Annotated in this window: 16 protein-coding genes and 1 pseudogene; 14 read left to right on the top strand and 3 right to left on the bottom strand. The window is 64.7% G+C overall.

Features of this window, described 5'->3' with window-relative positions:
- Positions 1-222 precede the first annotated feature (222 nt).
- The 3 genes from AB3L03_RS10465 to AB3L03_RS10455 are packed head-to-tail and all read left to right on the top strand — an operon-like array spanning position 223 to position 4,179.
- Positions 223-1,056, top strand: a complete 834-nt coding sequence (locus AB3L03_RS10465) for a substrate-binding domain-containing protein (protein WP_204513741.1) — start codon at positions 223-225, stop codon at positions 1,054-1,056.
- A gap of 54 nt (positions 1,057-1,110) precedes the next feature.
- The gene (locus AB3L03_RS10460; protein ID WP_368508539.1) at positions 1,111-2,217 is read left to right on the top strand and encodes a molybdopterin-binding protein; all 1,107 of its coding nucleotides are present in this window, start codon (positions 1,111-1,113) and stop codon (positions 2,215-2,217) included.
- A gap of 12 nt (positions 2,218-2,229) precedes the next feature.
- Positions 2,230-4,179, top strand: coding sequence for a molybdopterin biosynthesis protein (locus AB3L03_RS10455; protein WP_368508538.1), 1,950 nt, complete (start codon positions 2,230-2,232; stop codon positions 4,177-4,179).
- Between the two features lie 7 nt (positions 4,180-4,186).
- Here the strand turns inward: AB3L03_RS10455 and mobA are convergent, their stop codons facing one another.
- Both mobA and fdhD read right to left on the bottom strand, forming a co-directional pair.
- Positions 4,187-4,822 (bottom strand): molybdenum cofactor guanylyltransferase MobA, encoded by a 636-nt coding sequence (gene mobA, locus AB3L03_RS10450; RefSeq protein ID WP_368508537.1) that lies wholly within the window; start codon positions 4,820-4,822, stop codon positions 4,187-4,189.
- Positions 4,809-5,699 carry a formate dehydrogenase accessory sulfurtransferase FdhD gene (gene fdhD / locus AB3L03_RS10445; RefSeq protein WP_085359762.1) on the bottom strand — a complete coding sequence of 297 codons (891 nt, stop codon included), beginning with the start codon at positions 5,697-5,699 and terminating at the stop codon, positions 4,809-4,811. The genes mobA and fdhD overlap by 14 nt, the downstream gene beginning before the upstream one ends.
- Before the next feature lie 207 nt (positions 5,700-5,906).
- On the opposite strand from fdhD, the gene mobB reads away from it, so the two are divergent.
- The 8 genes from mobB (at position 5,907) to ybaK (ending at position 15,828) form a co-directional block, all read left to right on the top strand.
- The gene (gene mobB / locus AB3L03_RS10440) at positions 5,907-6,434 is read left to right on the top strand and encodes a molybdopterin-guanine dinucleotide biosynthesis protein B (protein ID WP_085350470.1); all 528 of its coding nucleotides are present in this window, start codon (positions 5,907-5,909) and stop codon (positions 6,432-6,434) included.
- 9 nt (positions 6,435-6,443) lie between these two features.
- A complete protein-coding gene (gene glp, locus AB3L03_RS10435; protein ID WP_204513743.1) occupies positions 6,444-7,700 on the top strand; it encodes a gephyrin-like molybdotransferase Glp in 1,257 nt (418 codons plus the stop codon).
- Between the two features lie 66 nt (positions 7,701-7,766).
- Positions 7,767-8,030 (top strand): sulfurtransferase TusA family protein, encoded by a 264-nt coding sequence (locus AB3L03_RS10430; RefSeq protein ID WP_018456154.1) that lies wholly within the window; start codon positions 7,767-7,769, stop codon positions 8,028-8,030.
- Between the two features lie 322 nt (positions 8,031-8,352).
- A complete protein-coding gene (locus tag AB3L03_RS10425) occupies positions 8,353-10,008 on the top strand; it encodes an OFA family MFS transporter (protein WP_368508536.1) in 1,656 nt (551 codons plus the stop codon).
- Positions 10,009-10,098: 90 nt separating this feature from the next.
- On the top strand, positions 10,099-10,386 hold the full coding sequence (locus AB3L03_RS10420) for a hypothetical protein (RefSeq protein ID WP_368508535.1): 288 nt from the start codon (positions 10,099-10,101) through the stop codon (positions 10,384-10,386).
- Between the two features lie 248 nt (positions 10,387-10,634).
- Positions 10,635-12,344 (top strand): NADH-ubiquinone oxidoreductase-F iron-sulfur binding region domain-containing protein, encoded by a 1,710-nt coding sequence (locus AB3L03_RS10415; protein WP_247410604.1) that lies wholly within the window; start codon positions 10,635-10,637, stop codon positions 12,342-12,344.
- Positions 12,341-15,109 carry a formate dehydrogenase subunit alpha gene (fdhF, locus tag AB3L03_RS10410; protein WP_368508534.1) on the top strand — a complete coding sequence of 923 codons (2,769 nt, stop codon included), beginning with the start codon at positions 12,341-12,343 and terminating at the stop codon, positions 15,107-15,109. Before AB3L03_RS10415 ends, fdhF begins: the two co-directional genes overlap by 4 nt.
- Before the next feature lie 245 nt (positions 15,110-15,354).
- The gene (gene ybaK / locus AB3L03_RS10405; protein WP_204513746.1) at positions 15,355-15,828 is read left to right on the top strand and encodes a Cys-tRNA(Pro) deacylase; all 474 of its coding nucleotides are present in this window, start codon (positions 15,355-15,357) and stop codon (positions 15,826-15,828) included.
- Positions 15,829-15,840: 12 nt separating this feature from the next.
- On the opposite strand, the gene AB3L03_RS10400 is transcribed toward ybaK, so the two are convergent.
- Complete coding sequence (locus AB3L03_RS10400; protein ID WP_085350046.1) at positions 15,841-16,524, bottom strand: GntR family transcriptional regulator; 684 nt, start codon at positions 16,522-16,524, stop codon at positions 15,841-15,843.
- 154 nt (positions 16,525-16,678) lie between these two features.
- On the opposite strand from AB3L03_RS10400, the pseudogene tcuA reads away from it, so the two are divergent.
- The 3 genes and pseudogenes from tcuA to tcuB all read left to right on the top strand — a co-directional run bounded on the left by tcuA (position 16,679) and on the right by tcuB (position 20,237).
- Positions 16,679-18,069: pseudogene (gene tcuA / locus AB3L03_RS10395) on the top strand (FAD-dependent tricarballylate dehydrogenase TcuA).
- Positions 18,070-18,097: 28 nt separating this feature from the next.
- Positions 18,098-19,126 carry an esterase gene (locus AB3L03_RS10390; protein WP_085384376.1) on the top strand — a complete coding sequence of 343 codons (1,029 nt, stop codon included), beginning with the start codon at positions 18,098-18,100 and terminating at the stop codon, positions 19,124-19,126.
- A gap of 4 nt (positions 19,127-19,130) precedes the next feature.
- Entirely contained in the window at positions 19,131-20,237 is a 1,107-nt protein-coding gene (tcuB, locus tag AB3L03_RS10385) for a tricarballylate utilization 4Fe-4S protein TcuB (protein WP_026233095.1), read from the top strand.
- Positions 20,238-20,274 lie beyond the last annotated feature (37 nt).

The raw sequence follows: 20,274 nt of genomic DNA, 5'->3' as shown, positions 1-20,274 counted from the left end.
CGACCATGCCCGATCATCTCGCTGCTTTGCAACACATCCCCACGCGCGATCTCTGCCTTGGTGAACGATCCTGAATCGCTCGCGTGGTGCGGATCTTGCGGTCTTCGCGCGCGGCGCATTGCCGGAATTTCCCGACGCTGCGGGCACAATGTGCAAACGCGTCACGAGTGCGGCGCAATCCATCAGCATCATGATCGCGTCATAGCCAGTGGGAACCCGATCATGGCCGTCCGCCGCCTCTCCGTTGCACTCGCGCTTCTCTGCGGCCTCGTCGCCGGCGTTGCAGCGTCATCCGCGGAGGACCGCGCGATCGTGCTCGCCACGACCACAGCGACGCAGGAGTCCGGCCTGCTCGACTATCTGCTGCCGATGTTCCGTGAGAAGACCGGCATCGAGGTGACGGTGATCGCGCGGCGCGCCGACGAGGTGCTCGAGGGGGCACGAAGGGGCGAAGTCGACGTCGTGCTGATGCATGCACGGCCGCAGGAGGAGAAATTCGTTGCCGACGGTTTTGCGGTGAAGCGCTTTGACGTGATGTACAACGACTATGTGCTGATCGGGCCGAAGAGCGATCCCGCCGGCGTGAAGGGCAAGGACATCGCGACCGCGCTGAAGGCGATCGAGGGCAAGGGCGCGCCGTTCGTGACGCGCGGCGACCGCTCGGGCACGCATGCCGCAGAGCTCGCGCTCTGGATCGTCGCCGGCATCGACATCGCCCGTACCAAGGGCGCATGGTATCGCGAAGCCAAGCAGGACATGGCCTCAGCCCTTGATGCAGCGCGCACGGCGAACGCCTATGTGCTGTCCGACCGTGGCAGCTGGATCGCTTTTCGGGATCGCGGCGATCTCGACATCGTCGTCGAAGGCGACAAGCGGCTGCTCAATCAGTACGGCGTGATGCTGGTGAACACCGCGAAGTTTCCGAACGTCAAGAAGGAATTGGGGCAAGACTTCGTCGACTGGCTGATCTCGCCGGACGGGCAGGCGGCGATCGCCGGATACAAGGTCGACGGACAACAACTGTTCTTCCCCAATGCGGACAAATCGGGCGGCTGACGTTCGTGTCGCCAGCGGTTGCCAAACCGGGCGATGCATGGTCCATCATGGCGCATGACCCAGCGCCTGCCGCCATCCCTGACGCCGCTCGACGCCGCGCTCGCCGCGTTGCTGACAGGGCTTGATCCGCTCGCGCCGGTGGAGTTGCCGCTGAGCGAAGCGGCCGGCTGCATCGCGGCCGGCAATCCGCTGCTCGCGGCTCGACCGTCTCGTGACGTCGCCGCCGCGGACGGCTGGGCGTTATGCGCCAATGATCTGGTCGGCGCGTCCTCCTATTCACCGCTGCCGCTGCCGACAGCGCCCGCCTGGGCCGATGCCGGCGACGCGATGCCGGCGGGATGCGACTGTGTGCTCGATGCTGACGCAGTCGAGGTGTCTGGTCCGCTCGCCCAGGTGTTGGCGGAGGGCGTGCCGGGGCAGGGCGTCAGGCGCGCAGGAAGCGACATCGACGGACGAACGCCTGCCGCCGCAGAGGGGTATCCGGTCGGTCCTGCCGCTCTTTTGCTCGCGCGCGCCGCCGGGCTGGACCGGCTGAGCGTGCGCCGTCCGCGGCTGCGCATTGTCAATGTATCAGGTGCAACGCTGACCATGCATTTGATCGCGGACATTGCTCGCGCCGCTGGACTGGATGTGCAGACGAGCGAGGCCGGCGCGCGAGACGCGGGATCGATCGCGGAGACGTTGGGGACGCCTACCTGCGATCTCCTGCTGACGATCGGCGGCAGCGGCGTCGGTCGCAAGGATGCCGCGGTCACGGCGCTGGCCCAGGGTGGTGACGTGATCGCCCATGGTCTTGCGCTCCAGCCCGGACGCACCGCCGCGATCGGGCGGCTGGAAACCATTCCTGTCGTCGGCTTGCCCGGATCGCCGGACCATGCGCTCGCGGTCTGGCTCGCGCTCGTGCTGCCGCTCGTCGACCTTCTGTCGGCGCGGCAGCCGCGCCGACAGATAGTCTTGCCGCTCGCGCGAAAAATTGCATCCAGCGTCGGCATCGCCGAAATGGTCCTGCTGGCCGAGGAACATCATGCGTGGGTGCCGCTTGCGGTAGGAGAATGGCCGCTCCAGGCAATGGCCCGTGCTGATGCATGGCTGCTTGTTCCCGCCGGCCACGAGGGATTTGCAGCGGGCGCGCCGGTCGATGCCTATCTGATGCGGGAATGATATGGGTTTAGCATGACCATGATCCCGCAATCGCAAGTCCGCAGCGCACTCGAACAGGAACAGTTCCTGAAAATCCTTTCCCGCGAGGAGGCCCTGGCACGCTTCGAGGCTGCGCTGTTCCCTCGCGCGATCCCAAGCGAAAGACGCAAGCTCGCAGCAGCGCTCGGCGCGTCGCTTGCTGAAGACATCACTGCGCCAATCGACGTGCCACCGTTCGACCGTTCCAACGTCGACGGCTTCGCGGTGCGCTCAGCGGACCTTGCGACAGCCGGCGAAGGTGCGCAAGTTCGCCTCGGGCTGAATGGCGAGACTATTCACTGCGGCACCGTACCCGCGCTGCAAGTGGCGGCGGGAACGGCAACGCCGATTGCCACCGGCGGTCCGCTGCCGCGCGGTGCCGATGCCGTGGTCATGGTCGAGCATACCCAGCCGGCGGGATCGGCCACCATCGACGTCCGTCGCGCCGCCTCGCCCGGGCAATTCATATCCTACGCAGGATCCGATATCGCGCGCGGCGAGGCGCTGCTGCGCGCCGGCACGATCGTGGGCTCGCGCGAGGTGGGCATGCTGGCGGCTTGCGGTCTTGCCGAGGTGAGCGTCGTGCGCAAACCTCGTGTGGCCGTGATCTCCACCGGCGACGAACTGGTTCCGCCCGGCGAGGTGCTCGCGCCTGCTGCGATTTACGATACCAACGGCGCGATCGTCACTGCTGCGATCGACGAGAACGGCGGAGAGGCGGTTTTCCTCGGCGCCATTCCCGACGACGAAGCTCAGCTCGAAGCCGCCATGCGGCGTGCGCTGGCGGACGCCGACATGCTGGTGCTCTCCGGCGGCACGTCGAAAGGCGCGGGCGACCTGTCCCATCGCATCATCGGTCGGCTCGGCCAGCCCGGCATCATCGCGCATGGCATTGCGCTCAAGCCCGGCAAGCCGCTGTGTCTTGCGGTGTGCGACGGCAAGCCGGTGGTGATCCTGCCGGGTTTTCCGACCTCGGCGATGTTCACCTTTCACGACATGATCGTACCGGTGCTGCGCAAAATGGCCGGACTGCCGCCGCGCTCCGATGCCAAGGTGAACGCGACCGTGCCGGTGCGCATTGCTTCCGAGCTCGGCCGCACCGAATTCGTCATGGTCTCGCTGGTCGAAGGCAAGGACGGCTTGATCGCTTATCCCTCAGGCAAGGGGTCCGGTGCGATCACGTCGTTCGCGCAGGCCGACGGTTTTCTGCGCATCGACGCACTCGCCGACCAGATGCCGGCCGGGACCGAAGCCGAGGTGACGCTGTTCACGCCGCATGTGCGGGTGCCCGATCTCGTCATCGTCGGCAGTCATTGCGCCGGCCTCGATCTCGTCACGGCGCAACTCGCGCATGCCGGGCTGACCGTGCGCTCGATCGCGGTCGGCAGTCTCGGCGGACTTGCGGCGGCGCGGCGCGGCGAATGCGATCTGGCGCCGATCCATCTGTTCGACGACAAGAGCGAGACCTACAATGCGCCTTACCTCGTCGAAGGTCTCGAACTCGTGCCGGGCTGGCGACGGATGCAGGGCATCGTGTTCCGCAAGGGCGACAAGCGTTTCGAAGGCCACAGCGCGAAGGACGCCGTCGTCGCGGCGCTCGCTGATCCCTCCTGCATCATGGTCAACCGCAACCAGGGCGCCGGCACGCGCATCCTGATCGACCGGTTGCTCGGTGGTGCGCGCCCGGAAGGCTACTGGAACCAGCCACGCTCGCACAACGCGGTGGCCGCGGCGGTCGCGCAGCATCGCGCCGACTGGGGCATGACCATTGCGCCGGTCGCCAACGCGGTCGGCCTCGGTTTCATTCCGCTCGCGGAGGAGCATTATGACTTCGCGTTGGTGACGGCGCGGAAGCAGCGTCCGGCGGTGCGGGCCTTTCTCGATGCGCTCGGCTCGGACGAAGCGCGTGCCGCGCTGGAGCGGGCCGGATTCCGGCCGGCGTAGAGCTTGGTTAGGACGCCGCATCCAGTGCGGCGAGCCGCTCGGCTTCCGCGATATCCTCGACCGTATTGGCATTGAAGAACGGATCGAGCGGTTCGCTCGGCCACGTCACGGTCGCGAGCGGATAACGCGCGGTCCAGCGGTCGATCTTGCGGAGATCCTCGACCACCAGCGCGTGACGCAGTTCGTCTCGCAAGCCAACGCGCCACAAGCCTATCACCGGATGCGACTGGCCGCCCGACGCCGCAACGGCGAGCTCGGCATTCGCCGCGATGCGTTCGTCATGCAAGCGCGCGACCAGATGGCGCGGCAGGAATGGACAGTCGCCGGCGGCACTGAGCACCCATTCCACCTCAGGCCGGTTCGCCGCGGTCCAGTCGAGCGCGGCAAGGATGCCGGCGAGTGGACCGGGAAAGCCGGGCACGTCGTCGGCGACGACCTGCAAACCGAACGCGGCGAAGCGGGCGGGATCGCCGTTGGCATTGAGGATCAGCCCGCTGCATTGGGGTGATAGGCGCGCGATCACGCGTTCCAGAATGGTGCGGCCGCCAATGGTGCGCATCGGCTTATCGCCGCCGCCCATGCGCCGCGCGAGGCCACCGGCGAGCAGCACGCCTTGCGTGGTCGGAAAGCTAATCGTCACCACCTTCACCCTTGCGCTTGTGCTTGGCCGCTTCCTCCTCGACGTAAGCGAGGTTCTGGTCGTAGACGATGCGCTCTTCCCCCGACAACGCGATGAAGCGTTTGCCGCGCGCGCGGCCGACCAGCGTCAAGCCCACCTGCCGGGCGAGATCGACGCCCCAGGCGGTGAAGCCGGAGCGCGACACCAGGATCGGAATTCCCATGCGAACCGTCTTGATCACCATCTCAGAGGTGAGCCGTCCCGTGGTATAGAGGATCTTGTCGGATGCATCGACGCCGTGGCGGTACATCCAGCCCGCGATCTTGTCGACGGCGTTGTGACGGCCGACATCCTCCGTGTAGCAGAGCGGCTCCCCCTCCCTGCACAGCACGCAGCCGTGGATCGCACCGGCCTCCAGATAGAGCGAGGGCATGGTATTGATGGTCTGCGTCATCTGGTACAGCCAGGAGGTCCGCAGCTCCGCCTTCGGCAGCGCCACGCTCTCGACCGCCTCCAGCAGATCGCCGAAGGCGGTGCCCTGCGCGCAGCCCGATGTCTGCGTGCGCTTCTTCAGCTTGGCTTCGAAATTGGTGTGATGCTCGGTGCGCACCACCACGACCTGGAGGTCGTCGTCGTATTCGACCTCGGTGACCGCGTCATTATACTTCAGCATGTTCTGGTTGAGCAAATAGCCCAGCGCCAGATATTCCGGATAGTCGCCGATCGTCATCATGGTGACGATCTCCTGCGAATTCAGGTAGAGCGTCAGTGGCCGCTCCACCGGCACCTTGATCTCGATTCTGGCGCCGGACTGGTCGGTCCCGGTCACGCTCTCGGTGAGGCGCGGGTCGTCGGTATCAGGGACGATCAGGGGCACTGGGGCTTTGTCGATCTTCATCATGGCCGCGACGTTAGCATGACATTCGGGTCAAGCCGATATAAGCATGCTAGCGAGCGAACGAAATGCCGCCCATTCGTCATTGCGAGCGAAGCGAAGCAATCCGGGCTGCCGCTGTGGATCCATTCGTAGATGCTTCGCGGCGCTCGCAATGACGGAAGAGAGAGTGGTTCCATCAGGGACCTGGTCGCTCGCGGAGACGGAGCTGGAATGAAAGTCATCGGCCTTGCGGGCTGGAGCGGTGCGGGCAAGACCACGCTGTTGACGCGGCTGATCCCGCATTTCAATGCGCTCGGGTTGCGCGTCTCGGTCATCAAGCATGCGCATCACCAGTTCGACGTCGACGTTCCCGGCAAGGACTCCTGGCGCCATCGCGAAGCCGGCGCGGCCGAGGTGCTGGTTGCTTCGTCAAATCGCTGGGCGCTGATGCACGAATTGCGCGGGGCGGCGGAGCCGCGTCTGCCGGAACTGTTGAGCAAATTGTCAGCCGTTGACCTCGTCGTGGTCGAGGGTTTCAAGCGCGAGCCGCATCGCAAGATCGAGGTGCATCGCGCGGCCAACGACAAGCCGTTGCTGTTTCCCGATGATCCCGGAATTTACGGGATCGCGGCCGATGTCGCCATTGAAACGCGACTGCCGACCGTCCATCTCGACGATATCGCCGCTGCCGCGGAATTGCTGCTGCGCGCGGCGATGCCGGTCGAGGAAGCGGTCGCGAAAAGCGCTGCGATGCGCTGACGAGGCACCATGGCGCAATTGTCGGACGATTGTTTTGCCTTCGGCGGACCGATGATGTCGGTCGACGAGGCGGTTGGCCTGATCACGACCCGCGTCAACGCGATTGTCGATCTCGAAACCGTAAGGCTCATCGATGCTGATGGGCGGGTGCTGGCCCGCGATATCGCGGCGCCGCTGCCGTTGCCCCCCTTCACCAATTCCGCTGTTGACGGCTACGCCGTGCGCAACGCCGATCTTCCGGACAGCGCCGAGCGGGCACTCCCGCTCGACGGCCGCATCCAGGCCGGCGGTCTGGCACTGGCGCCGATCAAGGCCGGCCACACCGCGCGCATCTTCACCGGCGCGCCGATGCCGCCGGATGCCGAAACCGTCTTCATGCAGGAAGACGTCCGCGTCGATGACGCCGGCCGAATTGTGCTGCCGCCGGGGCTGAAGCCGGGCGCGAATGTCCGCCCTGCGGGAGAGGACATCCCCCAGGGCCACGTCGCGCTGCGCGCAGGCCAGCGCTTGCTGCCGCAACATGTCGCGCTCGCGGCGGCGTTCGGCCTGGTCGGGCTCGACGTCGTCAGGCGCATCCGTGTCGCGGTGTTCTCGACCGGTGACGAATTGACCTCGCCCGGCGAGCCGCGCGCGGCCTCGCAGCTGTTCGATTCCAACCGCTTCATGCTGATGGCGATGCTGCGCCGGCTCGGCTGCGAGGTCAGCGATCTCGGCATTTTGCGCGACGAACGTACCTCGCTTGCGAATGGCCTCAAGCAGGTCGCAGGCACGCACGATCTGATCCTCACCACCGGCGGCGTCTCGACCGGAGAGGAGGACCACGTCAAGGCCGCGGTCGAAAGCATCGGCTCGCTGGTGTTGTGGCGGATGGCGATCAAGCCGGGACGGCCCGTGGCGATGGGCATCATTGAGGGCACGCCGCTGATCGGATTGCCGGGCAATCCCGTCGCGAGTTTCGTCACCTTTGTGCATGTGGTGCGGCCGACGGTGCTGGCCCTTGCGGGCAGCCTGCCGGCGCCGCTGTTGCCGATCCCGGTGCGTGCGGCATTCACCTACAAGAAGAAGGCGGGCCGACGCGAATATGTTCGCGCCTCCTTGCGGCGCACGCAGGACGGCGCACTCGAGGCAATCAAGTTTCCACGCGAGGGGGCTGGGCTGTTGTCCTCTCTGGTCGACACCGACGGCCTCATCGAGCTCGATGAGGAGGTCACGCGTGTCGAGCCGGGGCAGAGCGTGGGTTTCCTGTCCTATGCCGATTTGCTCTGAGTCTGAACGTGATGCTGGTGCTGGCTCGGCGTTGACGCCATCGGTCGCTCCCGCCATGTTGCGCCGATGACCAGAACGACGCTCGATCTCACCGGACTGAAATGCCCGCTGCCCGCCCTGAAGACGCGCAAAGCGCTGAAGCCGTTGCATCCGGGGGATCAGCTCGAAGTGTACTGCACCGATCCGCTGTCGGTGATTGACATTCCGAACCTGATCCGGGAGACCGGCGACACGGTGGAGATCACCGAGCGCAACGACGCGCGCATCGTGTTCTTGATTGAGAAGGCCGATCGATCGATAGAAAATATCAATGGTGCGCCGCCCACTTAGCTCGCGGTCACTCGGTTGATACCTACCTTTTGTCTATCGACATCGATCATCACTTCTGCCCCAATTGACGTCCTCCGCCGAGACGCGGAGGTCGAGTCTTGCCTGTGATATGCGGAGCGAATGGGCCATCGAAAGAAGCCCGGCCGTGGCGTCGGGCATAGTCCCCACGGTTAGGGGGTTTAACGTCTCGGATGCGCGTGATGATCCTGGCGCGCGCGTCGATCATTGTGCGGAGCAGCAGGGACAAAGGCTGCGCCGCAGGCTGAGGAAACAGGACCGTCGTGGCAGGCCGTTCAGAAGGGCGGCTTTAGGGGAGGAATGCATGTCTACCATCGAGAGCGCTGGAACACTTTCGGGTGCCGGCGCAGGTTTTCTGGATCGCGAGCGGACCATCGCGACCGCCGGGTTCAATCGCTGGCTGGTGCCGCCGGCTGCGCTGTGCATCCATCTCTGTATCGGCATGGCCTACGGCTTCTCGGTCTTCTGGTTGCCGCTGTCGCGTGCGATCGGAGTCACCGCGCCGAAGGCGTGCGCAGACATGTCACTGTTTCAGGAGTTGTTCACGACCAGCTGCGACTGGAAGGTCGCCAGCATGGGGTGGATGTACACGCTCTTTTTCGTGCTGCTCGGTATCGCGGCTGCGGTCTGGGGCGGCTGGCTGGAGCGCGTAGGCCCGCGCAAGGCCGGCTTCGTCTCGGCCTTGTGCTGGTGCGGCGGCCTCTTCCTCGGTGCGATCGGGGTTTACACCCATCAGCTCTGGCTGTTGTGGCTGGGTTCGGGCGTGATCGGCGGCATCGGTCTCGGTCTTGGCTATATCTCGCCGGTCTCGACGCTCGTGAAGTGGTTCCCGGACCGTCGCGGCATGGCGACCGGCATGGCCATCATGGGTTTCGGCGGCGGCGCCATGATCGGCGCGCCGCTGGCTAACCTCTTGATGAACTACTTCAAGACCCCGACCTCGGTCGGCGTCTGGGAGACCTTCGTCACGATGGGCGTCATCTACTTCGTGTTCATGATGATCGGCGCGTTCCGCTATCGCTTGCCGCCGCCCGGCTGGCAGCCCGAGGGCTGGACCGCGCCGTCGAAGGCCAACGCGATGATCTCGAAGGCCAACGTCCATCTCAACGACGCGCACAAGACGCCGCAATTCTGGCTGATCTGGTGGGTGCTGTGCCTGAACGTGTCGGCCGGCATCGGTGTGATCGGCATGGCATCGCCGATGCTACAGGAGATCTTCGCCGGCAAGCTGATCGGCCTGCCGGAGGTGGGCTTCAACGCGCTCGATGCGGGACAGAAGGCGCAGATCGCCGCGATCGCCGCGGGCTTCGCCGGATTGCTGTCGCTGTTCAACATCGGCGGCCGCTTCTTCTGGGCATCGCTGTCGGACAAGATCGGGCGCAAGAACACCTACTATACGTTCTTCATCCTCGGCATCGTGCTCTACGCGCTGGCGCCGACCTTTGCCGCGATGGGTTCGAAGCTCCTGTTCGTGCTTGGCTTCGGCATCATCCTGTCGATGTATGGCGGCGGCTTCGCCACCGTGCCGGCCTACCTCGCCGACATGTTCGGAACCCAGTTCGTCGGCGCCATCCATGGCCGGCTGCTGACGGCGTGGTCCACCGCAGGCATCATCGGTCCCGTCGTCGTCAACTACATCCGCGAGTTCCAGCTCGCGGCAGGCGTGCCGCGCGATCAGCTCTACAACACGACTATGTACATCCTCTGTGCGATGCTGATTGCGGGCTTGATCTGCAACTATCTGATCAAGCCGGTCGATCTGAAGTGGCACATGAAGGACGCCGATGTCGCCAAGTTGCAGGCTGCAAGCGCCAGCGCCGCCGCCGCGGGGCCGCACGGCTCCTACGGCATCGGATTTGGCGGGCTTGACGCCAAGGCGGCGCTGTTCTGGGCGTTCGTCGGCGTCCCCCTGCTTTGGGGTGTTTGGAAGACATTGGAGAGCGCGGTCAAGATCTTCTGACCGTCGTCGAGACAGAAGCGGGATGCTCATCAGGCGTCCCGCTTCGTTGGCCTTTCGGACATCATCAGAAATGGGACTTGGGGGATTGAAATGATCTGCACCCGAATTTGCCTTCGAATTTGCCTCGCGGCCGTGTTGCTCGTCGCTGGCCTTCATGCCGCATCCGCGCAGACGGCGACGCCGCCGGCGGCGCCTGCTGCAGCGACGCAAGCCAAACCTGGCAAGATGAAGCTCACCATGCAGAAGCTGAAAGACATGAAGGCGAAATGGGCAACCAACAAGCCGAAGCTGAAAGCCTGCCGCGCCGACGTGAAGTCCAAGGGCCTCGCCGGCGACGATCGCTGGTTCTACATTGAAGAGTGCATGAGCAAGACTTGAGATCGGGTTCCATCCGACGCTTGCGCAAAAGGGCACGGCGGGCGACCGCCTGCCTCCTAAATCATTCTAGAGACGCTCTAAATTCTCTTGCATCTGGCATACCAGAGATTAGAGTTGCGTCGAATTTGGCTTGATCGGCGGGACGCAGGAACCGGTGGTTCCGTTTGATCGAGTCGGGAAATGAAGACTGATCGCCTTGGCGGTCCGGTCCAAACTCATCACGCATTTGAAGAGAACGCGACGTCTCCATGAGCAGCAACGACGACGTTCACAAGGTTCGCGAGTTCGAACATCCCGGCCAGGGACGGAAGCGCGCCAAATCCACACCCAAGGGACGGCAGGTCGATCCCACCGCCTCTCATGAGATCGCGCAGTTGCTCGGCGACCGACCGCGGCGTCGCGACCTGTTGATCGAATATCTGCACCTGATCCAGGATCAGTACCGCCAGATCTCGGCCGCGCATCTCGCCGCGCTCGCCGACGAGATGAAGCTCGCCTTCGCCGAAGTGTTCGAGACCGCGACCTTCTATGCGCATTTCGACGTGGTGAAGGAAGGCGAGCCCGATATCGCGCCGCTGACGATCCGGGTCTGCGATTCGCTGACCTGCGCGATGCTCGGCGGAGAGAAGCTGCTCGCGGATTTGCAAGACGCGTCGGGTCCCGGCATCCGCGTGGTGCGTGCGCCCTGCGTCGGCCGCTGCGATACGGCGCCTGCCGCGGAAGTCGGACACAACTTTGTTGACCATGCGACGGTGGCCAATGTCATGGCGGCGGCGAAGGCTGGCGACACCCACGCGCATCTGCCCAAATATATCGGCTATGACGCCTATGTCGCCGGCGGCGGCTACAAGCTGCTCAATCGCCTGTGCTCGGGCGAACTACCGACGGACGACCTGCTGAAGGCGCTCGACGACGCCTCGTTGCGCGGTCTCGGCGGCGCCGGCTTCCCGACGGGACGTAAATGGCGCGCGGTGCTTGGTGAACCCGGCCCGCGCCTGATGGCGATCAACGGCGACGAGGGCGAGCCCGGCACGTTCAAGGATCGCGTCTATCTCGAGAGCGATCCGCACCGTTTCCTCGAGGGCATGCTGATCGGTGCGCATGTGGTGCAGGCCTCGGATATCTACATCTACCTGCGCGACGAATATCCGGCCTCGCGCGAAATCCTCGAACGTGAGATCGCGAAGCTGCCGCCGGGCGGTCCGACGCTGCACATGCGCCGCGGCGCTGGCGCCTATATCTGCGGCGAGGAATCCTCGCTGCTGGAAAGCATCGAGGGCAAGCGCGGCTTACCGAGGCACAAGCCGCCTTATCCATTCCAGGTCGGTCTGTTCGGCCTGCCGACCTTGATCAACAATATTGAGACCTTGTGGTGGGTGCGCGACATCATCGAGAAGGGCGCCGACTGGTGGAAGGGCCACGGCCGGCATGAGCGGCACGGCCTGCGCAGCTTCTCGGTTTCGGGCCGCGTCAAGAATCCCGGCATGAAGCTCGCGCCTGCTGGCATCACCGTGCGCGAGTTGATCGACGAATATTGCGGCGGCATGGCCGATGGCCATCAGTTCTACGCGTACCTCCCGGGTGGTGCGTCCGGCGGCATCCTGCCGGCGGCGATGGACGACATCCCGCTCGATTTCGGCACGCTTGAAAAATACGGCTGCTTCATCGGCTCTGCCGCGATCGTGATCCTGTCGCAAAAGGACAGCGTGCGCGCGGCCGCATTGAACCTGATGAAGTTCTTCGAGGACGAGAGCTGCGGCCAGTGCACGCCGTGTCGCGTCGGAACCCAGAAGGCCGCGCTGCTGATGCAGCAACCGGTCTGGAACCGCGCTCTCCTGGACGAATTGAGCCAGGCGATGCGCGATGCCTCGATCTGCGGGCTCGGACAGGCGGCATCGAATCCGCTTGCCACCGTGATTAAATATTTCCCTGACGAGTTCAAGGAAGCGGCCGAATGACGAAGATTACGTTCGAGCTCGACGGCAAGCAGGTCGAGGCCAATGCAGGCGAGACGATCTGGCAAGTCGCAAAACGCCAGGGTCGCGAGATTCCGCATCTGTGCTACTCGCCCGCGCCGGATTATCGCCCCGACGGCAATTGCCGCGCCTGCATGGTCGAGATCGAGGGCGAGCGCGTGCTCGCGGCGTCCTGCAAGCGCACGCCATCGGTCGGCATGAAGGTGAAGACCGAGAGCGCGCGCGCGGTTTCCGCGCAAAAAATGGTCATGGAGCTGCTGGTCGCCGACCAGCCGGCGCGCGAGACCTCGCACGATCCGGACTCCAAATTCTGGCACTGGGCCGAAACCACTGGGGTCACCGAGAGTCGCTTCCCCGCCGCCGAGCGTTGGGCGACCGACGCCAGCCATCCGGCCATGCGCGTCAATCTTGACGCCTGTATCCAGTGCGGCCTGTGCGTGCGCGCCTGCCGCGAGGTCCAGGTCAACGACGTCATCGGCATGGCCTATCGTAGTCACGGCTCGAAAATCGTGTTCGATTTCGACGATCCCATGGGCGAGTCCACTTGCGTCGCCTGCGGCGAATGTGTGCAGGCCTGTCCGACCGGGGCCCTGATGCCGGCCGTAATGCTGGACGAGAAGCAGACCCGTGTCGTCTATGCCGACAAGAAGGTGGATCTGCTCTGCCCGTTCTGCGGCGTTGGTTGCCAGGTGACCTATGAGGTCAAGGACGAGAAGGTGATCTATGCCGAGGGCCGTGACGGCCCCGCCAACCGCAACCGCCTTTGCGTCAAGGGCCGCTTCGGCTTCGACTACATCCATCATCCGCATCGCCTGACCAAGCCGCTGGTGCGGCTGCCCAACGCGAAGAAGGATTCCAACGACCAGGTTGATCCGGCCAATCCGTTCACGCATTTCCGCGAAGCGAGCTGGGAAGAAGCGCTCGACATCGCGGCCAAAGGCCTGGTCAAGATCCGCGACGAGAAGGGCGTGAAGGCGCTGGCCGGCTTCGGTTCGGCGAAGGGCTCCAACGAGGAGGCCTATCTGTTCCAGAAGCTGGTGCGCACCGGCTTCGGCTCGAACAATGTCGACCATTGCACCCGTCTGTGCCACGCCTCGTCGGTCGCGGCGCTGTTCGAAGGTCTGAGCTCGGGCGCCGTGTCGGCGCCGTTCTCGGCTGCGATGGACGCCGAAGTCATCATCGTGATCGGCGCCAACCCGACCGTGAATCATCCGGTCGCCGCGACCTTCATCAAGAACGCGGTCAAGCAGAACGGCGCAAAGCTATTCGTCATGGACCCGCGCCGGCAGACGCTGTCGCGCCATGCGACCAAGCATCTGCAGTTCAAGCCGGGCTCCGACGTCGCCATGCTGAACGCGATGATCCACACGATCATCACCGAAGGGCTGACCGACGATCAGTACATCGCCGGCTACACCGAGGGGTTCGAGGAGCTCAAGGAGAAGATCAAGGAGTTCACACCGGAGAAGATGGAGCCGATCTGCGGTGTCCCGGCGCAGACCCTGCGCGAGGTCGCGCGAACCTATGCGCGGGCAAAATCGTCGATCATCTTCTGGGGCATGGGCATCAGCCAGCATGTCCACGGCACCGACAATGCGCGCTGCCTGATTGCGCTGGCGCTGATCACCGGCCAGGTCGGGCGTCCCGGCACCGGCCTGCATCCGCTGCGCGGCCAGAACAACGTGCAGGGCGCTTCCGATGCCGGTCTGATCCCGATGTTCCTGCCGGATTATCAGCCGGTCGGCCGCGACGACATGCGCGGCGCCTTCGAGAAGCTGTGGGGCCAGGATCTCGATCCCGTGCGCGGTCTGACCGTGGTCGAGATCATGAACGCGATCCATGCCGGCGAGATCAAGGGCATGTATATCGAGGGCGAAAATCCAGCGATGTCCGACCCCGATCTCCAGCATGCGCGCCAGGCGCTTGCCATGCTCGACCATCTCGTGGTGCAGGATCTCTTCGTCACGGAGACCGCGTTCCACGCCGACGTCATCCTGCCGGCCTCGGCGTTCGCCGAAAAGGAAGGCTCCTTCACCAACACCGATCGCCGCGTGCAGCTCGCACGCCAGGTGATCAAGCCGCCGGGCGATGCGCGGCAGGATCTCTGGATCATCCAGGAGATCGGCAAGCGCATGGGGCTGCCGTGGAATTATGCCGGTCCCGGCGAGGTCTTCACCGAGATGGCGGAGTTGATGCCGTCGCTGAAGAACATCACCTGGGAGCGGCTGGTGCGCGAAGGCGCGGTGACCTATCCCGTCGACGGTCCCGACGTGCCCGGCAACGAGATCATCTTCACCACGGGCTTCCCGACCGCCAGCGGCCGCGGCAAGATCGTTCCGGCTCACGTCATCCCGCCGGACGAGATCCCCGACACCGAATATCCGATGGTGCTCTCGACCGGCCGCGTGCTCGAGCATTGGCACACCGGCTCGATGACCCGCCGCGCGCAGGTGCTTGACCAGATCGAGCCCGAGGCGGTCGCGTTCATGTCGCCGAAGGACATGCACAGGAAGAAGCTCGCGCCGGGCGATTTCATCCGGCTCGAGACCCGCCGCGGCGCGGTCGAGGTCAAGGTCCGCTCCGACCGCGACGTGCCCGAGAACATGGTGTTCATGCCGTTCTGCTACGCTGAGGCGGCGGCCAATCTCCTGACCAACCCGGCGCTCGATCCGTTCGGCAAGATCCCGGAGTTCAAGTTCTGCGCGGCCAGGGCGGAGCGGGCCGAGATGCGCGACGCGGCGGAGTAGGCTGCGCGCTCGCCGGTTATTTGGCGGCACAATGCCTGCGGTGTCGTCCCGGCGAAGGCCGGGACCCACACCGCGAGGTGTCTCGTTAGCGGATGGTGGGCGTACCGAACGACGAGTCTTCTCCAAACTCCTCCCTGTGGTTATGGGTCCCGGCCTTCGCCGGGACGACGCTGAGGCTGTGGTGCATGTGTCCATCCGTGTCGCCGTCCCTTCGCTTCTCGCAGCGGCGGTGCTAGACATCGTCCATGTCCAAAGCCACCCCAGCCACACGCGCGCTCACGGCCGCCGGTGTTGCCTTCACTGTCCACACCTACGACTACGATCCCGACGCCGAGAGCATCGGCCTTCAGGCTGCATCCGCACTCGGCGAGGATCCCGCGCGCGTCTTGAAGACGCTGATGGCGCTGGTCGACGGCAAGCCGGTCTGCGTGATCGTCCCGTCCGATCAGGAAGTCTCGATGAAGAAGCTCGCCGCTGTTGTTAGCGGCAAGTCGGCGCAGATGATGAAGCCGCCTGAGGCCGAGCGCCTCACCGGCTACAAGGTTGGCGGCATCAGCCCATTCGGGCAGCGGAAGCCTGTGCGCACCGTGATCGAGCAGAGCGCGCTCGCGGATGATTACGTGTACGTGAATGGCGGTCAGCGCGGACTGCAGGTGCGGCTCAGTCCGGGCGATGTGCGGGACGTGTTGAAGGCGATCGTCGCGGAACTGGTCGCCTGAGGCGGCGCTCTGCTATTGTTTTTGCAACAGCTTCAGCCGACAGCGCAGCGCTTCGCGGATGTGTGTGCGCGCGAGCTGCTCCGCTTTGCCGCCGTCGCGAGCCGCGATGGCGTCGATGATGGCCTGGTGCTCGCCGTGGCTGGTCGACGGGCGACCGGATACGGTGAACGTGGTTGGACCGAGCAGGGCGATCCAGTCCTGCAATTCCCGCGAAGCGTTGTCGAGATAGCGGTTGCGCGCGGCGCGGCAGATCGCCTCGTGGAAGGCGCGGTTGAGCCGCGCCATCTCGGCGGGATCAGTCCCCGAGGCTTCCACGAAGGTCTGCTCGATGTCCCTGAGCGCGTCGACCTCGGTCGCAGACGCGTGCTCGGCGGCAAGTCGGGCGGCGGCGCCCTCCATGATCTCGCGCATGGCGTAGAGCTCGAGCACCTCGGAGATGTCGAGGTTGCGTACGATCAGGCCGCGGCCGCCGGCAGGTTCGACGAACCCGCGCGCGGCAAGCCGCCCGAGAGCTTCCCGCACCGGGGTGCGGCTGACCTTCAGCCGCTGGGCGACCTCTTCCTCGCGCAGGCGGTCGCCCGCACGGTAGCTGCCGGCCTGCAGCGCCTCGCAGAGCGAGCGGAACACGGCTTCGCCGAGCGCCACGCCGCCGCCGCGCGCGATCGAGCCGCCTGCCTTTGTCGGGCGTCTTGCCATGCGTCCTCGTGGGCTCGCGCATCCTGCCCATGCAGCGATGGCGCTTGTTGGATTTCTGTATATCTTTGTATACAAAGGTGCGCAATGGCAGACCGGATTGACCGGGCCGCCGGCGGGCAGAATGTCTCCAACTTCGTCGCATCGGGCAGACGGCATGAGCAGCAAATACGATGTGCTGGTGATCGGCGGCGGCAACGCGGCGCTGTGCGCGGCAATCAGCGCGCGACGCGGTGGGGCATCGGTGCTGGTACTCGAAGGCGCGCCAAAGTTCTATCGCGGCGGCAACACGCGCCACACACGCAACATGCGTTGCGCACATGACGAGGCGACCGAAATCCTCACCGGCCCCTACACCGAGGGAGAGTTTTGGGAGGATCTCCTGCGCGTCACCGGCGGCCAGACCGACGAGGTGCTCGCCCGGCACATGATCCGCGAGTCCAAGGACATCTTGAACTGGATCGTGGAGCAGGGCGTGCGCTGGCAGCCCTCGCTCGGCGGCACGCTGGGCCTCGGCCGCACCAACTCATTCTTCCTCGGCGGCGGCCGCGCGATGTTGAACGCACTTTATCTCACCGCCGAGAAGCTCGGCGTCGAAATCGAATATGACGCCGAGGTTATCGACCTCATGATCGAAGACGGCATGTTTCTCGCCGCCCACCTCAGGCGGCCGATCAAGGGCGACACCGAGATCCGCGCGACGTCGCTAGTCGCCGCCGCCGGCGGATTCGAGGCCAACATCGAATGGCTGAAGCAATATTGGGGTGAGGCCGCCGACAATTTCCTGATCCGCGGTACCCCCTATAACCGCGGCTCGATCCTGAAGATGCTGCTCGCCAAGGGCGTGCAGGAGGTCGGCGACCCCACCCAGTGCCATGCGGTCGCGATCGACGCGCGCGCGCCGAAATTCGACGGCGGCATCATCACGCGGCACGATTCTGTCGTGTTTGGCATCGTCGTCAACAAGCACGCGCAGCGCTTCTATGATGAAGGTGAGGACATCTGGCCGAAGCGTTACGCGATCTGGGGCCGGCTGGTGGCCGCGCAGCCCGAACAGATCGCCTACATCATCTTCGACTCCACCGTGGTCACGAGCTTCATGCCGACGCTATTCCCGCCGATCGCAGGGCAGACGGTGGCTGAGCTTGCCGGCAAGCTCGAGCTCGATCCGGCCGCGCTGGAAAAGACGATCACCGAATTCAACGCCGCGGTGCAGCCCGGCACCTTCGACCACACCATTCTGGACGATTGCCGCACGGAAGGCATCACGCCGCCGAAGACGCATTGGGCACGGCGGATCGAGACACCGCCCTACCTTGCCTATCCGGTGCGGCCCGGCATCACCTTCACCTATCTCGGCACGCGCGTGACCAGGAAGCGCGCATGCTGATGGCTGACGGCAAGCCGTCGGCCAACATGTTCGCGGCCGGAGAGATCATGGCCGGCAACGTGCTCGGCAAGGGCTATGCCGCCGGCATGGGCATGACCATCGGCAGCGTGTTCGGGCGGATCGCAGGACGGGAAGCGGCACGCCACGCGAAGAATTAGGCGGAAGAACAGACACGAGGGAGGAACCATGTCACGCATTGCCATTGCTTCGATCGCGGCGCTGCTGACCGTCGGCTACGCCCACGCGGCCGAGCCGATCACGCTGCGAGACATGGGCTCGTTCCATGTCGGTGGCCGTCTTGTCGAAATCTCGGGCAAGCCGGTGAGGGAGGTCGTGTTCGCGCCCGGCGGAGTGCCGGCCAAGGTTGATCCCAACGGCACGTATCAGGTCGAGCAGATGTATGTTCAGTATTTCCTGCCGGCAAACGAGAAGGGTGCCTATCCTTTGCTGATGTGGCATGGCGGCGGACTGACCGGCGTCACCTACGAGACCACGCCTGACGGACGCGAAGGCTGGCTGAATTATTTTCTACGCATGGGGTGGGGGGTCTATAACTCCGACGCAGTAGAGCGCGGACGCGCGGGCTGGGCGCAATATCCCGATATCTTCAAAGGCGAGCCGGTCTTCCTGACCACGGCCAACCCGTTCGAGCGTTTCCGCATCGGCGATGGGCCGAACTCGTACGATCCCGATCCCGCCAAGCGAAAATTGTTGCCGGGCAACCAGTTCCCCGTCGAGGGTTACGAGAATTTCGTCAAGCAGAACGTACCGCGCTGGACCACGACCGACGATGCGACCATCGCCGCCTATATCGCTGAGATCGATCGCGTCGGCCCCTCGGTGCTTCTGTTCCACAGCCAGGCCGGCACCTTCGGCTTCAAGGTCGCGCAAGCCCGCCCTGACAAGGTCAAGGCGCTGATTGCGATCGAGCCGGCCGGCATCGGCGATCCCGCCAAAGCGGATGTGCTGAAGAACATCCCGACCCTCATCATCTACGGCGACTATATCGAGCGCGATTCGCGCTGGCCCAAGATCCGCGCCAACGGCATCGCCTTTGCGGACGCCATCAAGGCGGCCGGCGGCAGCGTCGACATCATCGATCTCCCGCAGACAGGCATCAAGGGCAATTCGCATATGGTGATGATGGACAAGAACAATCTCGAGGTCGCGGCCCTGATCCAGAAATGGCTCGAGGGCAAAGGCCTGACGAAGTAAAGCCATGCACGGAAGCAGAATTTTGGATGAAGGCGACCGCCTGATGACGGTCTGCAATTCCTGCCGTTACTGCGAAGGCCTTTGCGCGGTTTTTCCCGCCATGGAGATGCGCCGCGCCTTCTCCGACGGCGACCTCAATTATCTCGCCAATCTCTGCCATGGCTGCGGCGCCTGCTACGTCGACTGCCAGTTCTCGCCGCCGCACGAATTCAACGTCAACGTCCCGCAGACGCTGGCGATCGCGCGCGCGGAATCCTATGCGACCTATGCCTGGCCGCAGGCGCTGTCCGGTGCCTTCGCCCGCAATGGTCTCGTCATCAGCATCGTCGCCGCGCTCAGCATGGCCGCCTTCATACTCGGCTTCGCTGCCCTAAACGACCGCAGCGTGCTGTTTGGCGTGCACACTGGCCCCGGCGCGTTCTACAAGTTGATGCCGCACAACGCGATGGCAGCGTTGTTCAGCGCCGCCTTCCTTTATGCGATTTTCGCGCTGGTGATGAGCGTGCGTGCCTTCTGGCGGGATATCGGCCCGCCGATCGGCGGCCGTGCGGACGGCGGCTCGATCTTTCAGGCGATGCGCGACGCTGGTGAGCTGCGCTACCTCCATGGTGGCGGCGTCGGCTGCTACAATGAGGATGACAAGCCGACCGACCGGCGCAAGCTTTTCCATCACCTGACCTTCTACGGCTTCCTGCTCTGCTTCGCCGCGACCTCGGCCGCAACGCTGTATCACTATCTGCTCGGCCGCGAGGCGCCGTATCCGTGGTGGGATCTGCCGGTGGTTCTCGGCACGCTCGGCGGCATCGGCCTGATCATCGGGCCGATCGGCCTGTTCGTCGCCAAGATGCGGCGTGATCCGGCGCTGCTCGACGAGCAGCGCTACGGCATGGATGTCGGCTTCATCGCCATGCTGTTCCTGACCGGGTTCACCGGCATGCTGCTTCTGATTCTGCGGGAGACTGCCGCCATGGGACCGCTGCTGGCACTCCATTTAGGTGCAGTGTTCGCGCTGTTCATCACCATGCCCTACGGCAAGTTCGTGCACGGCATCTATCGCTTCGCGGCGCTGGTGCGTTATGCGCAGGAGCGACGCGGAGAAGCCGGTTCTTGAGATTCAGGCGGCGCGGAAGCGGCCGATCGGGGCACCG

It is taken from the genome of Bradyrhizobium lupini, assembly GCF_040939785.1.
Lineage (GTDB): Bacteria > Pseudomonadota > Alphaproteobacteria > Rhizobiales > Xanthobacteraceae > Bradyrhizobium > Bradyrhizobium canariense_D.
The sequence above is the reverse complement of the archived record's forward strand: the minus strand, read 5'-3'. Positions and strand labels throughout refer to the sequence as shown.